This is a genomic window from Arthrobacter sp. CMU6 (assembly GCF_059090205.1).
Genome location: NZ_JBNHFL010000050.1, coordinates 1 through 15026, shown reverse-complemented (window position 1 = coordinate 15026; position 15026 = coordinate 1). Strand labels below are relative to the sequence as shown.

Here is a 15026-nt window from a genome sequence, read left to right as displayed (position 1 = left end):
ACTTGGCACACTATTGAGTTCTCAAACAACAGACACACCCGGCACCACCCAAACCAACGTTCAGGATCGCTCCGGAGCAACTTTTCAAACTTACCCGCTCGTTTCATCCGAGTCAAATCGGTGGTTTTCATCCGGCACAGCCTGTGGCTTCCGGTTCACCCTGCCGACTCGCTCCGGGGAGCGGCGCGGAAATAAACTATACCACTACTTCGGCGCCATGCCAACTGGGCTACCGCAAAGCCGGGAAGGGCCCGGAATCCCAAGGGATTCCGGGCCCTGCTTGCAGCGACACAACCCCCGGGTGGCGGACGGCTTTCAGGCCAGCGGCCCGTCCGGCTCACGTCAGTGGCTGGCCGGACTTAGGCGAGGGGCCCGCCGGGCAAGGCAGCCTTCCCCGTCCCGCCCGTTGGTTCAGCGCCCTGCTGTTCAAGAGCTCCGGCTTCAGGACCCCCGGCCTCAGCACCTCGCGTCTCAGCACCGCGGGTCTCGGCAGCGCGGGTCTCACCGGCTCGGGCTTCAGCAGCCGTGGGCCCGGCAAAGACGGATCCGGCCTCGGTGGATTTGGCCTTGGCCGCCGCCGCAGTGGTGATCACGTTGGCGTCGGCCGGCCGGAAGTACGCGACGCCCAGTGGCGGCAGCGTGACCGTGAGGGTCGCCGGCTGGCCGTCGATTCCTTCGTCCTCTGCGGTCAGTGTGCCGCGGTTGAGGACGCCCGATCCGCCGTAGTCCTCGGAGTCGGTGTTCAGCACCTCGGTCCATGCTCCGGTGGACGGCACGCCCAGGGCGTACTCCTTGTGCGGGCCGCCGGAGAAGTTGACGGCGCAGACCAGCGCGTTGCCTTCGGTGTCCCAGCGGACAAAGGTCAGGACGTTGCGGTCGGCGTCGGCTCCGTTGATCCACTGGAATCCGCCGGGTTCGTTGTCGCGGGCGTACAGGGCCGGCGTCGATCGGTAGAGCCCGTTGAGGTCCTTGAGCAGCATCTGGATGCCCCGGTGGGCCGGGATGTCAGCCAGCCACCAATCGAGGCCGTGCTGCTCAGACCACTCGGCTTCCTGGCCGAATTCGGTGCCCATGAAGATCAGCTGCTTGCCCGGGTGCGCCCACTGGTAGCCGAGGAAGGCACGGAGGTTGGCCAGCTGCTGCCAGCGGTCGCCGGGCATCTTGCGGAGCATCGAGCCCTTGCCGTGGACAACCTCATCGTGGCTGATGGGCAGCAGGAAGTTCTCGGTGAAGGCATAGACCATGGAGAACGTGACGGTGCCGTGGTGCCACTTGCGGTTAACCGGGTCTTCGGAGGTGTACTTGAGCGAGTCGTGCATCCAGCCCATGTTCCACTTGAGGCCGAAGCCGAGGCCGCCGTGGCTGGTGGGCGCGGTGACGCCCGGGAACGCCGTCGATTCCTCGGCGATCATCACGGTGCCGGGGTGTGTCTTGTACACCGTGGCGTTGGTTTCCTGAAGGAAGGAGATGGCCTCCAGGTTTTCGCGGCCGCCGAAGCGGTTGGGCTGCCACTGGCCGTGCTCCCGGGAGTAGTCCAGGTACAGCATGGACGCGACGGCGTCCACGCGGAGGCCGTCGATGTGGAATTCATCGAGCCAGTACAGCGCGTTGGCCACGAGGAAGTTCCGGACTTCGGTGCGCCCGAAGTCGAAGATCAGGGTGCCCCAGTCCGGGTGCTCGCCCAGGTTCGGGTCGGCGTGTTCGTAGAGCGGCTGACCGTCAAACTGCGCCAGGGCCCAGTTGTCCTTCGGGAAGTGCGCCGGCACCCAGTCCAGGATCACCCCGATGCCTGCCTGGTGGAGCGAGTCCACCAGGAACCGGAACTCGTCGGGATGCCCGAAGCGGGACGTGGGTGCGTAGTAGGAGGTGACCTGGTAGCCCCAAGAGCCGCCGAAGGGGTGCTCGGCCACGGGCATGAACTCAACGTGGCTAAAGCCGAGCCACTTCACGTATTCCACGAGTTCCGTGGCAAGTTCGCGGTAGCTAAGCCCCAGCCGCCAGGATCCGAGGTGAACCTCGTAGACGCTCATGGGCGAGTTGTGCGGATCCCGGGCGGCGCGTTCCTTCATCCAGTCCGCGTCCTGGAACTGGTAGTGGGATTCGACAACCCTCGAAGCGGTGAGTGGGGGCACCTCGGTGCCGAAGGCCAGCGGGTCGGCCTTCTCCACCCAGTAGCCGCCCTTGGTCTTGATTTCGAACTTGTAGCAGGCGCCAGCCGGGACACCCGGGATGAACAGTTCCCAGACACCCGAGGAGCCCAGGGAGCGCAGGGAGTTTTCCCGCCCGTCCCAGGCGTTGAAATCGCCCTTGACCCGGACGGCTTCGGCGTTGGGCGCCCATACGGCGAAGGACACGCCGTCAATGTCGCCCATCGCGGACTTGTAGTGCTGAACGTGGGCACCCAGCACGGTCCAGAGCTTTTCGTGGCGTCCTTCGCCGATCAGGTGCAGGTCCACTTCGCCCACCGTGGGAAGGTAGCGGTAGGGATCGTCCACGATGATCGGGTCGGCACCTTCGTAGGTCACCTCGAGGCGGTAGTCCGGCACGTGGCCGTGCTGCAGCGGCTCCAGTACCGCCACCCAGACGCCTTCGGCCTCGTGGGTCATGGGCACGGTTCCGGCCTGGGTCACCACGTTGACCGCCTCCGCAAGGTGCTTGACGGTGCGGATGGTCACGTGGCCGTAGTCGTCCAAATGGGCACCAAGCACCGAGTGCGGGGCGTGGTGTTCACCGGCCCCGACGCGTGAGAGCGTGTGCGCGTCCACGTGCAACGGTGCGTGGGGGCTGTCAGTGTGTGCAGAGCCTGTCATGTTCTTACCTTCCGCTGCTGCTCCGGCCGGTTCGCCGGAGCCTTTAGTGCTGAGGAGCCGCCTGGCCGCATTCACCGGAATGGCCAGCCAGCCGGGCCGATTGCGCAATTCGTACACGACTTCGTAGAGCGCCTTGTCCAGCCACAATGCCACAAAGAGCGGCGAATTGCGGTCCACCGTTCCGGGAGTTACTTCCGCGTAGCCTGCCAGGAAGGCCTCCGTGCAGTCATCCACCCAGGATTCCGGGACACGGGCGTCCGGCTGTTCCCGTTCGGCGGCGCCCGCCGCATAGTCAAAGGAGCGCAGCATGCCCGTCACGTCCCGGAGCGGGACGTCGGGGAAGTTGCGCTCGGAGATCGGCCGGAGCGGCTCCCCCTCAAAGTCGAGGATGGCCCACCGGTCATGGCCGCCTTCACCCCCGGGAACCTGCAGGATCTGGCCGAGGTGGAGGTCGCCGTGGATGCGCTGAAGCGCGCCGGCCGGGGTGCCTTCGAGCCTGCTGAGCAGGCTTTCCAGCCCTGCTTCGTAAGGTCCGACGGCGGGCCCCGCTTCCGCCCACATCTGGCGCACCCGCTGGGCTACTCCGGGGGCAATTTCGCCGCCCGGAACCGCTTCGGCCGAAACACCCAGTGTTTCCGCGAGCCTGCGGTGGACAGTTGCCGTCGCATGGCCAAGGGCATGTGCCTCGGCCGTGAAGTCCACTCCCCCGGCCGCCGCGTCAACGGCGAGCCGCCACGCGTCCCGGCCGCCGGCCAGGAATTCGTGGGCCACTGCCAGTTCGCCCTGCGCAGTGCCGCCGGGGGCGGACCCGGCAACGTGCCCCTGCGGGTACCACTCACCGGTGACCCAGCCCAGCGTGGCGGGGACCTCCGGGGTGCGGGCTGCGGACAGCGCGGCACCAACCTCCACCTCCGGGTTGCGCCCGGCGGAAAGCACACGGAAGAACTTCACGATGGCCGCGGAGTCGCCGTCGTCCACTATCACTGACGTGTTGGACTGCTCACCGGACAGGACTCGAACCGTACCGGAGGCCTGCGGCAGCGGTTGCCCGGCCCCGGAACGGTGGCCGCTGGCGGTGCCGGCGGTGTCCTCTTTCCGGATCAGATCCAGCCACGCGGCAATGAAGGCGGGGTCATGGACGGCGTCGTAGACCCAGCGGTGCCCCAGCCCGGCGTCGTCGCTTTCACCGATCAGCGCCCGTTCCGCACCGGGCAGCGGCTGGCTGCGGTAGCTGAGCGGGATCTGGACAACATCGGTGCGGGAGACGCCGTCGGCCGTCTTGGACGTGACGGAGGCGAGGAACACCTCCAGGCCGGCCCTGCCGGTGGCGTCATCCAGCACCAGGCCGCCCACTGGCGCCAGGGAGAAGTCCGGGGACTTCACCGGGAACCATCTCTGGGCCGGGAGCCAGTCGCGGAGCAGTTGTTCGAGTGTGGGTGTCAGTGTGGTTTGGGTCATCTCATCCCTCAATCGACAGTATCGGCATCGCCTGGGTAAAGGGTGAAGCTGGATTGGAAGCCGCGGCCCGCAGGCGCAGCCAGAAGAAGTCGTGGCTGCCCAGCGTCAGGGTCAGGTGTCCGTCGTCGCTGATGCCGGGAAACGGCTGGCCGCCGAAGACGTCCCGCAGGCCCCGGCCGGAAAAGTCCGGAAGCGTCAGGGTGGAGGACACCGGATGCTGGGAAAGGTTGAAGACGCACAGGATCGATTCGGCCGGTTCGCCTGCCGCGTTGCCTTCGGGCAGTTCGCGGAGATAGGCCAGCACCACCTCGTGGTCGGCCTCCACATGCCTGAAGGCCCCGAGCCCGAACGCCGGGTGGTTCTTTCGAACGCTGAGGATCTGGCGGGTCCAGCGCAGCAGCGATCCGGAATGGGCGGCCTCGGCCTCCACGTTCGCCATGGCGTAGTTGTAGACCAGCGACTGGATCACGGGCAGGTACAGCTTGCCGGGATCGGCGTTGGAGAACCCGGCGTTGCGGTCGGGGTTCCACTGCATGGGGGTGCGGACGGCGTCACGGTCCTCAAGCCAGATGTTGTCTCCCATCCCGATCTCGTCCCCGTAGTACAGGAACGGGCTGCCGGGCAGGGACAGCAGCAGGGCGTTGATGAGCTCGATTTCTGCCCTGGAGTTGTCCAGCAGCGGCGCCAGCCTGCGCCGGATGCCGATGTTGGCCCGCATGCGCGGGTCCGGCGCGTACCACCCGAGCATGGCCGCCCGCTCATCGGCCGTGACCATTTCCAGGGTCAGTTCATCGTGGTTGCGCAGGAATGTTCCCCACTGCGCACCTCCGGGAATGTCCGGGGTGTCGTGCATGGTCTCGATGATGGGCGCGGCCTTTTGGTCACGCAGGGCATAGTAGAGCCGGGGCATGATCGGGAAGTGGAAGGCCATGTGGCACTCCGGCTCCTCCTCGGTGCCGAAGTACTCCACCACCTCGTTGGGCGGCTGGTTGGCCTCCGCGATGATGACCCGGCCAGGGTAGCTCTCGTCCACCATCTTCCGCAGCCTTCGCAGGAACTCGTGCGTGGCCGGGAGGTTTTCGCAGTTGGTCCCCTCCTCCTCGTACAGGTACGGGATGGCGTCCGCCCGGAACCCGTCGATCCCCTGGTCCAGCCAGAACCGCACGACGTCGAACACGGCGTCGATGACCTTCGGGTTCTCGAAGTTGAGGTCAGGCTGGTGGCTGAAGAACCGGTGCCAGAAGAACTGCCGCCGGATGGGGTCGAAGGTCCAGTTGGATTCCTCGGTATCCACGAAGATGATGCGCGCGTCCTGGTATTTCTCGTCCGTGTCACTCCAGACGTAGAAGTCGCCGAAGGGACCGTCCGGGTCCTTTCTGGACTCCTGGAACCAGGGATGCTGGTCCGAGGTGTGGTTCAGCGGGAGGTCGATGATGACCCGGACGCCGCGCGCATGGGCCTCGGCCACCAGTCTCTTGAAGTCGCTGATGGTGCCGAACTCGTCCAGGACGGAGTTGTAGTCCGAGATGTCATACCCGCCGTCCCGCAGGGGGGACTGGAAAAACGGCGGCAGCCACAGGCAGTCCACGCCCAGCCACTGCAGGTAGTCGAGCTTCTCGATCAGCCCGTGGAAGTCGCCCGACCCGTCACCATTGGCGTCCGCAAAGCCCCGGACCAGCACTTCATAGAACACCGCCTTCCGGTACCACAGCGGATCATGCTGCAAACCGGGTGCATTGAGCTCGAACGTGCTCTTGGGGGTGAAGTGCTGGAAGGGACTCTGCGGACTGAAACTCACTGGCGGCTACCTCCGGATGTTCAGGATATGTGCAGGTTCAACATGCGCGTCCAGCCTCACGTAGTTGTACTCCCCCCATTCCCACGACTCGCCGGAGATCAGGTCATCCACCCAGAAGCCGCCGTTCGGGGTGAGGTCGGCGGGGTCAAGCCCCAGTGCGGCCAGATCCAGCGACACCATGCCTTCCCGCGCGCTGTGCGGGTCCACGTTGACCACCACGATGATGGTGTCCCGCGTGCCGTCCGGCAGCGTCTTGTGCTTGGAGTAGACCACCGTGGCGTCGTCCGTGGACTGGTGCAGGGTGAGGTTCTGCAGATCCCCCAGCGCCGGGTGGGCCCTGCGGATTTCATTGAGCCTGGTCAGGTATGGCGCGAGAGTCCGGCCGGAGGCTGAGGCGGCGTCCCAGTCGCGGGCCTTGTACTCGAACTTCTCGTTGTCGATGTACTCCTCGGCACCGGGCCGGGCCACGTGCTCGTACAGTTCGTAGCCTGCGTAAACGCCCCAGAGCGGGCTCGCGGTTGCCGCCAGGGCAGCCCGGATCTTGAACGCCGCAGGCCCGCCGTACTGCAGGTACTCGGTGAGGATGTCCGGCGTGTTGACGAAGAAGTTGGGCCGGAAGAAGGCGGCCGACTCGTGGCTGACGTGGTGGAAGTACTCCTCCAGTTCCTTCTTGGTGTTGCGCCACGTGAAGTAGGTGTAGGACTGCTGGAAGCCGGCCCTGCCCAGCGCGTGCATCATGGCGGGGCGGGTGAAGGCCTCGGCCAGGAAGACGACGTCGGGGTCCTTCTTGTTCACCTTGGCGATGAGCCACTCCCAGAACCACACCGGCTTGGTGTGCGGGTTGTCCACCCGGAAAATCTTGACGCCGTGGCTGACCCACAGCTGGACGATCCGCAGGATTTCCTTGGACAGGCCCTCGGGGTCGTTGTCGAAGTTGAGCGGGTAGATGTCCTGGTACTTCTTCGGCGGGTTCTCGGCGTATGCGATGCTGCCGTCCACCCGGGTGGTGAACCATTCCGGGTGCTCGGTGACCCAGGGGTGGTCGGGGGCGGCCTGGAGTGCCAGGTCGAGCGCCACCTCGAGGTTGAGTTCATTCGCCCGCGCCACGAAGGCGTCGAAGTCCTCGAAGGTTCCGAGATCTGGGTGAATGGCGTCGTGCCCGCCTTCCTTGGCGCCGATGGCCCACGGCGAGCCGGGATCGTTCGGGCCAGCAATCAGCGTGTTGTTGGGGCCCTTGCGGTGCTGGACGCCAATCGGGTGGATGGGAGGCATGTAGATGACGTCGAAGCCCATGCCGGCCACGGCGTCCAGCCGGTTGGCGGCAGTCCGGAAGTTGCCGGACGTCCAGGCCCCGGTGCCGGGGTCCCGCACAGCGCCCTCGGAGCGCGGGAAGAACTCGTACCAGGATCCGCGGCCTGCCCGATCCCGCTCAACCAGCAGGGGGAACGGTTCGGAGACGGTGACGAGCTCACGGATCGGCTCGCGCTCAACCACGCCGGCGACGTCCCGGCTGAAGCCGGCGGCCAGGCGGTCCTCGGCCGACAGGGAGGTGTCCGAAAGAATGGTGGCTGCCGAGCGCAGCGTCTGCCGGTCCGCATCATTCCGGCCCGGTTCATCGGCGGCCTGCGACAGCAGCGCGGCGCCCTCCGCCAGCATCAGCTCGACGTCGATGCCCGCGTCCACCTTGACCTCGGCGTTGTGGTGCCAGGTGCCGTAGCGGTCGTGCCAGGCCTCGATGACGAAGGACCATTTCCCGGTGGACTCAGGGGTGAGCAGGCCCTCCCAGAGGTCGGTTCCCTTGCCGCGGTCACCGGCCGGTGGCTGGAGCCGGGTCCGCTGGCGCTCGTTGCCTTTCGGGTCAAGGAGGACCGCGCTGACGCCCAACTGGTCGTGGCCCTCCCGGAAGGACCTGGCGCTGACCACGATTCCTTCACCGGGCAGCGCCTTGGCAGGGAACTTCCCCCCTTCGACAACAGGCTGAACGTCCGTGATTGGGAAACGGCCAAACCGCAGGCCTTCCGTGATCGAAACCTTCGGCGTTTGCTTTGCTGGGGCACTGGTTCGCGTGTTAGTCGTCACAGGCTCGACGTTAGCGAGAAATGAGGCGGATTGCTAAGCCTGCGAACTTAATTAATGAAGCGATTCGTCATTTACCGGAAAGTAATCGAAAGCGGTTCCTGCTGTTCACCTTGTCGGTTAGTGTGGCGCAGGTGAAGGCAATCCGCAGATTTACAGTCCGTACCGTTCTTCCCGAGCCGATCCGGCCGCTGGCCCGGCTGGCCACCAACCTCCGCTGGTCCTGGCACCGGCCCACCCGGGAACTGTTCGAAAGCCTGAACCCGCGCGTCTGGGCCCAATGCGGCAATGATCCCGTCAGCTTCCTGGGCCTGGTGGGCCGTGAAGACATGCACCGGCTCGCGACGGACAAGAACGTGGTGGCCAGGGTCCAGGCGGCAGCCGCGGACCTTGACCGGTACCTGACCGAACCCCGCTGGTACCAGGGCCTGGGCAGCGACGCCCCCGCCTCCATTGCCTATTTCTCCCCCGAATTCGGCATCACCGAGGTCCTGCCGCAGTATTCGGGCGGCCTCGGTATCCTCGCCGGCGACCACCTGAAGGCCGCCTCCGACCTCGGCGTGCCGCTGATCGGCGTGGGCCTGCTCTACCAGGCGGGCTACTTCAAGCAGTCGCTCTCCCGGGATGCCTGGCAGCAGGAGACCTACCCGGTCATTGACCCCGACGGCCTGCCGCTGACGCTGCTGCGGGAACCGGCCGCGGACGGCAACGGCAAGCCGCTGGAAATATCCCTGCCGCTGCCCAACGGGCGGCGCCTTGCGGCACACATCTGGCGCGCCGACGTCGGACGCGTCCCCCTCCTGCTGCTGGACTCCAACGTCCCCGGAAACGACGACGCCGCCCGCAGCATCACCGACCGCCTATATGGCGGCGGCGGCGACCACCGGCTGCAGCAGGAACTGCTGCTCGGCATGGGCGGGGTCAAGGCGCTGCGCGCCTACCAGAAGCTCACCGGCACGCCGGCGCCCGAAGTGTTCCACACGAATGAGGGACACGCCGGTTTCCTCGGCATCGAACGGATCCAGGAGCTGATGTCCGGCGAGCAGGCGCTCACGTTCGACGAGGCCCTCGCCGCCGGACGCGCATCCACGGTGTTCACCACCCACACGCCCGTTCCGGCCGGCATTGACCGTTTCGAGGCAGCACAGATCCAGCACTTCTTCGAAGCCGGGCTGGCGCCGGACGTTCCCACCTCGCGCATCCTCGACCTGGGCCGGGAGAACTTCAGCGAAGGCAACCCCTTCGTCTTCAACATGGCCGTGATGGGCCTGCGCCTCGCACAGCGCGCCAACGGTGTTGCCAAGCTCCACGGCGAAGTCTCACGGGGCATGTTCTCGGCACTGTGGCCGGGATTTGACCACTCGGAGGTGCCCATCACCTCTGTGACCAACGGCGTGCATGTGCCCACCTGGGTGGATCCGCGGATTGCGAAGCTCGCCCGGGAGCGGTTCGGGCCCGAAGCCGAGGTGATGGGCCGCTGGGACCTCGCCTACAACGTCTCCGACGCCGAGGTGTGGGGGCTCCGCCGTGAGATGCGCGTGTCCCTCGTGGAGGATGTGCGCCGCCGGCTGCGGGCTGCGTGGAAGAAGCGCGGCGCTGCCGATGCCGAGCTCGCCTGGACCGACTCGGTGCTGGACCCGGACGTCCTGACCATTGGTTTCGCCCGCCGCGTGCCCACCTACAAGCGGCTGACCCTCATGCTGCGGGACCCGGAGCGCCTGAAGGCCCTGCTGCTGCACAAGGAACACCCCATCCAGCTGGTCATCGCCGGCAAGTCCCACCCCGCGGACGACGCCGGCAAGAAGATGATCCAGGACCTGGTCCGCTTCACGGACGACCCGGCGGTCCGGCACCGCATCGTCTTCCTGCCGAACTACGACATCGCCATGGCCCGCACGCTGTTCCCCGGCTGCGACGTCTGGCTGAACAACCCGCTGCGGCCGCTCGAGGCCTGCGGCACCTCCGGTATGAAGGCCGCCATCAATGGGTCCCTGAACCTGTCCGTCCTGGACGGCTGGTGGGATGAAATGTACGACGGCGAAAACGGCTGGGCGATCCCCACCGCCAACAACGGCGCTTCCGCCGACGAACGGGACGACATCGAGGCCGCGGCGCTGTACGAGCTGCTGGAGACACAGGTGGCGCCGCGGTTCTACGGCAATACCGTCTCTGAAGCCGCCGGTGCCGCCGGGCCGTCGGAGTCCGGCCACGAGAAGATCCCCACGCACTGGGTCTCCATGATCAAGCACACGCTGGCGCATCTCGGTCCGGCGGTCTCGGCCGAGCGGATGCTGCAGGACTACGTCAACGTCCTGTACCGGCCCGCCGCGGTTTCGGGACGCGAGGCGGTTGCAGGCTCCTACGCCCAGGCCAAGGCACTGGCGGCATGGGTCGCCAAGGTCCGCGCGGCATGGCCGCAGCTGCACGTGGAGCACGTGGACTCGCTGGGCGTCTCCGAGGACCCGCAGATCGGCGACACCCTCCAGGTCCACGCCTACGTGGGACTGCACAACCTGTCTCCGCAGGACGTGGCCGTGGAGGTGGCGTACGGGCAGGCAGCCGAGAGCGACGAGCTGGCCAACGTCACGATGGTGGAACTGGAGGCAAAGGAGGAGCTCGGCAACGGCCGCTACCTCTTCGCCGGGTCCATCGTGATCGACCGCTCCGGGTCCTTCGGCTACACCGTGAGGGTGCTCCCCAAGCACGAGGCCCTGGCGTCCAAGGCCGAGCTGGGGCTGATCGTCAACGCCTAGTCCCCACCGCCTCCCTAGCCTCGCAGCTCGGCCTGGGAACCCTAACGGCGTGGGCCCAGGCGGGTTATAGCAATACCGCGATGACCGCGAGATCCTTGCCGGCGTAGGTCTCGGCGTCCTGGAGGATCTCGCAGATGATGCCGAAGGAGCGGTCGCTGCGGAAGGCTGCGGGGACCTGCCAGATCACGGTCAACGGTTCCGCGCCGTCGTCGGAAATGGCGTCCGCGAAGTCGTGCAGTGAGTCGTTGAGCGCATCAAGGTTCACGCCGAAGTGCTCCGGGAAATCCAGGGCCTCACCAAAGGCTGCGAGGACGGACTTCCTGGTGTCGGCGGCCGGCACCAGGAGGCTGCGGCGGCCGGCGTCCGCAGCCTGGTCGCGGAGTTCCTCGAGGGTCCAGGTGTCGCCGGAGTAGATCTTCATGGTGCTATTTGCCTTCTGCTATGAACTTGAACGATTCGTAGTGGTCCGCTGTGTAGTACTTGTCGCCGGCCTGTCCTGCCACGATCCTGCGGGCCCCGCGGTCCGACTCGCCCGGGGTAGGAACCGTGTACTCCCTGTAGTACCCGCTGGCCTTGCGGGGCAGGATGCGTTCGAAGTTGCCGAACGTCACGCCGTCGCGGGTGTATGGGTAGGGGCCGCCCTTCCGGATCAGGGCAAGGGTCCGCCGGCCCTCAGCCGGCAGCTGGGACTCCCGGATGACGGGGAGGCCGGACACGTTCGGCACGTCGGTGGCCGAGCCGTCCGACGACGGTGCAGCAGCGGGTGCCGACGGCGCGGCGGGTGCCGTCGTCGTTGCCTGCGGTCCCGCGGCAGGCGGTGTGCCGCCGGGTGCGAAAAAGTTGAAGACCACAAGGGCAGCCACGGCGAGCCCCAGCAGCAGCGTTCCTACAGTCCAACGCCTGCGCATGCCTGATTCCCCGTAGTTTATGTGCGGTAGATGTTGATGGTGTAGGCCTGCACTTCGTCAGGCTCGCCGGAGGCAACGAGGGCGCCCTGGCGCCGGTCGTGCAGCTCGGACGTGGTGAGGCGCAGATCGAACAGCCGCTTGCCGGTGCCGTCGTCGTTGGTGACCTCAGGAAGAGTGACCACGATGTCCTCGGGGCCGCCGTTGACCACGATGAGCCCGGCCACGTGCCCGTCGTCGGAGCCGAGGAGCAGCTGGACCACCCGGTTTCCGTTGTCGTTCCACCGTTCCATGGACATAGGCTGCCCGGTGCGGTCGTACCAGTACAGGTAGGAGCGGGCATCGCGAACCGGATAGTCGTGCGGTTGGGCAGCCAGGAATTCCCGCCGGATCCGGATGACACGCTTGGTGCTGCGGAGCATGGCGTGGGATTCCGGCGTGCTGGTCCAGTCGATCCAGGTGAGCGGGTTGTCCTGGCAGTACGCGTTGTTGTTGCCCTGCTGGGTGCGGCCGAGTTCGTCCCCGGCCGTGATCATGGGGACGCCGAGGGAAATCATGAGCGAGGCCATGAGGTTGCGCTTGCTCCGGGCGCGGCGCGTCAGGATGCCCTCGTCCTCGGTGCGCCCTTCGAAGCCATGGTTATAGCTGCGGTTGTCGCCATGCCCGTCCCGGTTCTGTTCGCCGTTCGCTTCGTTGTGCTTGCGGTCGTAGGACACGAGGTCGGTCATCGTGAAGCCGTCGTGGGCGGTGATGAAGTTCAGCGAGGCCAGCCTGGAGCGGCCGGACGGCTCGAACAGGCTCGCTGAGCCGGACAGTGCGTCGGCCAGCCGGGCCACGGATCCGCCCTGCCCGCCGTTGTCGAGGGCGGCACGGTCCGCCAGCCAGAAGGAGCGCACAGCGTCCCGGTAATGGTCGTTCCAGTCGACCCAGCCGCCGGGGAAACGGCCCGTCTGCCAGCCGCCATAACCCACGTCCCACGGCTCCGCGATCAGCTTGACGCGGGAGAGCGAGGGATCGGCGGCGACCGCCACGAGGAACGGGTGGTGGGGCTCGAACTCGTTGGCAGCATTCCGGCAGAGCGTGACGGCCAGGTCAAAGCGGAAGCCGTCGATATGGAACTCGTCCACCCAGTACCGCAGCGAATCCAGCACCATTTGGACGACGCGCGGCTCGCCGAAGTTGAGCGTGTTGCCGCAGCCCGTGGTGTCGACGTATTTTCCGTGGCCGTCGGTGCGGTAGTACTTCTGCTCGCCCAGCCCCCGAAAGCTCAGGGTGGCCCCGTCCGGCCCGCCTTCGGCCGTGTGATTGTAGACGACGTCGAGGATGACTTCGATTCCGGCTGCATGCAGCAGCTTGACCATTTCCTTGAATTCGTCCTGGACGGCCTGCGGTCCGGCTTCCTGCGCGGCCTTGGTGGCGTACGCCGGGTGCGGGGCGAAGAACGCCGCCGTGTTGTAGCCCCAGTAGTTGGTGAGGCCGAGGTTCTGGAGGTGGGGCTCATCCAGGTGGAAATGCACCGGCAGCAGCTGCAGGGCCGTGATGCCGAGACCTGTGAGGTGTTCGATCATCGCGGGATGGGCCATGCCCGCATACGTGCCGCGCAGCGCCTCGGGGATGTCCGGATGGAGCATGCTCTGTCCGCGGACGTGTGCCTCGTACACGATGGTGTTGCGCCACGGCGTATTCGGTCTCTCGTCCGCTTCCCAGTCGAAGTCCGAAGACATCCGGACGCTGGTCAGGAAACCGTCCCGTTCATCGACGGCCCGGCCATAAGGGTCCAGCAACAGCGGTTGCCGGCCGCCGTCGTCGTCATCAAAATCCACGGTGGGAACCGCAAGCGGCAGCACGTCTTCGCCCTTGGCGGCGGTTTCGGCCCTTTGAGCGGCGAGGAAGCCGTAGCGGGATCCAACGGGAAATCCGTCCACCACCCCGTGGTGGACACCGTTCGTGAGGCCGGACAGGGTCTGAAGCCGCCAGTTTTGGCCAGGAGCCTGATAGGCCACCTCGAGCGTCGCGATGCCGGGAGCATAAACTGCGACGTTTGCACGGCTGGCTGAGGTACCCCCCGGGCCTTGGCGCGCTTCGCTGACCCCGAGGGGAAAGGCCTGGGAGTCATCCGCCGTCAGGGCTGTGTCTAAAAGGGGCATTACCATCAATTAAAGCTTAGCCGTCACGTCCAAATCGCTGATCTTGCCCGCATGTTACGCGGGCGGACTGTGCCGGCACTGCTGAATGCTCTTAAGACGCACCGACTGGAGGTTTTCGTGAAGATTGCATTGGCCCAAATCATCACCGGAAGGGATGTGGCCGGGAACCTCGCCGCGCTTGAAGAATACGCCCGCCGCGCCAAGGACGGCGGCGCGGGGATGGTCGTTTTCCCCGAGGCCACCATGCGCGCATTCGGCAATTCCCTGCTGGACATCGCCGAGCCGTTGGACGGCCCCTGGGCCAGCCGCGTCCGCGCGATTGCCGTCGAGTTGGAGATCGTGATTGTTGCCGGGATGTTCACCCCGGGTTCATCGCCGTCCGGGGGGCAGACGAAAGTCCGCAATACCCTGCTGGTGACCGGGCCGGGCGTGGACGCCAGCTACGACAAGGTGCACTTGTTCGACGCCTTCGGATTCCTGGAGTCCGACACCGTGGATGCCGGAACCGGCCCGGTAACGTTCGACGTCGGCGGCCTCACCTTTGGCCTGGCCACCTGCTACGACATCCGTTTCCCGGCCCTCTTCACGGCCAATGCTGATCGGGGCGCGGTCGCCAACATCGTGTGTGCTTCCTGGGGTTCGGGCCCGGGCAAGGTGGACCAGTGGCAGCTCCTGGCCCGGGCCCGCGCCGTGGACACCACCACGTATGTCCTCGCCTGCGGCCAGGGCGACCCCGCCACGCAGGGCATCGAGCCCCGCGGCGCAGCGCCCACGGGCGTCGGACACAGCGCGGTCGTCTCGCCCTTCGGAGAGGTGCTCCAGGAGCTCGACGGTGCCCCCGGCCTCCTGTTCGCCGACCTCGACCCCGATCTGGTCAAGGAAGCCCGCACCAAACTCCCGGTGCTGGCCAACCGCCGGGAGTTCTAGGGAAAAACGCTCTCTCAGCTCCCGCCGCTTAAAACCCCGACGCTCCCTCAGCTCCTGAACTGCTCCCCGGAAGTTGGACTGAAATATTCAGTTCCGTTTTGTGGGGAGCAGTTTTATGCGTGCGTCTAGTTCGTTGTCAGAGGTCCAGCGCA

Annotated in this window: 8 protein-coding genes; 2 read left to right on the top strand and 6 right to left on the bottom strand. The window is 66.3% G+C overall.

What is annotated here, in order from left to right:
* Positions 1-359: 359 nt before the first annotated feature.
* The 3 genes from AC5RWD_RS22290 to AC5RWD_RS22280 are packed head-to-tail and all read right to left on the bottom strand — an operon-like array spanning position 360 to position 8145.
* Positions 360-4268, bottom strand: a complete 3909-nt coding sequence (locus tag AC5RWD_RS22290) for a 1,4-alpha-glucan branching enzyme (RefSeq protein WP_494022106.1) — start codon at positions 4266-4268, stop codon at positions 360-362.
* 1 nt (position 4269) lies between these two features.
* Positions 4270-6066: a maltose alpha-D-glucosyltransferase gene (gene treS, locus AC5RWD_RS22285; protein ID WP_494022105.1), complete on the bottom strand. Its 1797-nt coding sequence runs from the start codon at positions 6064-6066 to the stop codon at positions 4270-4272.
* Between the two features lie 6 nt (positions 6067-6072).
* Positions 6073-8145, bottom strand: coding sequence for an alpha-1,4-glucan--maltose-1-phosphate maltosyltransferase (locus tag AC5RWD_RS22280; protein WP_494022104.1), 2073 nt, complete (start codon positions 8143-8145; stop codon positions 6073-6075).
* A gap of 131 nt (positions 8146-8276) precedes the next feature.
* On the opposite strand from AC5RWD_RS22280, the gene glgP reads away from it, so the two are divergent.
* Positions 8277-10895 carry an alpha-glucan family phosphorylase gene (gene glgP, locus AC5RWD_RS22275; protein WP_494022103.1) on the top strand — a complete coding sequence of 873 codons (2619 nt, stop codon included), beginning with the start codon at positions 8277-8279 and terminating at the stop codon, positions 10893-10895.
* Between the two features lie 64 nt (positions 10896-10959).
* On the opposite strand, the gene AC5RWD_RS22270 is transcribed toward glgP, so the two are convergent.
* Genes AC5RWD_RS22270 through glgX form a run of 3 tightly spaced genes read right to left on the bottom strand, consistent with a single transcriptional unit; the run spans position 10960 to position 13953 of the window.
* The gene (locus AC5RWD_RS22270; protein ID WP_494022102.1) at positions 10960-11316 is read right to left on the bottom strand and encodes a barstar family protein; all 357 of its coding nucleotides are present in this window, start codon (positions 11314-11316) and stop codon (positions 10960-10962) included.
* Between the two features lie 4 nt (positions 11317-11320).
* A complete protein-coding gene (locus AC5RWD_RS22265) occupies positions 11321-11803 on the bottom strand; it encodes a guanyl-specific ribonuclease (protein WP_494022101.1) in 483 nt (160 codons plus the stop codon).
* A 17-nt stretch (positions 11804-11820) separates the two neighbouring features.
* Positions 11821-13953 carry a glycogen debranching protein GlgX gene (gene glgX, locus AC5RWD_RS22260; RefSeq protein WP_494022100.1) on the bottom strand — a complete coding sequence of 711 codons (2133 nt, stop codon included), beginning with the start codon at positions 13951-13953 and terminating at the stop codon, positions 11821-11823.
* Between the two features lie 111 nt (positions 13954-14064).
* Between glgX and AC5RWD_RS22255 the strand changes: the two genes are divergently transcribed.
* On the top strand, positions 14065-14874 hold the full coding sequence (locus AC5RWD_RS22255) for a carbon-nitrogen hydrolase family protein (RefSeq protein ID WP_494022099.1): 810 nt from the start codon (positions 14065-14067) through the stop codon (positions 14872-14874).
* The last annotated feature ends 152 nt before the right edge of the window (positions 14875-15026 follow it).

Bases quoted from the DNA above. Each gene is read 5' to 3' on its own strand.
- AC5RWD_RS22290 (WP_494022106.1), bottom strand. From the start codon at position 4,268: ATGACCCAAACCACACTGACACCCACACTCGAACAACTGCTCCGCGAC.
- AC5RWD_RS22270 (WP_494022102.1), bottom strand. From the start codon at position 11,316: ATGAAGATCTACTCCGGCGACACCTGGACCCTCGAGGAACTCCGCGAC.
- AC5RWD_RS22265 (WP_494022101.1), bottom strand. From the start codon at position 11,803: ATGCGCAGGCGTTGGACTGTAGGAACGCTGCTGCTGGGGCTCGCCGTG.
- glgX (WP_494022100.1), bottom strand. From the start codon at position 13,953: ATGGTAATGCCCCTTTTAGACACAGCCCTGACGGCGGATGACTCCCAG.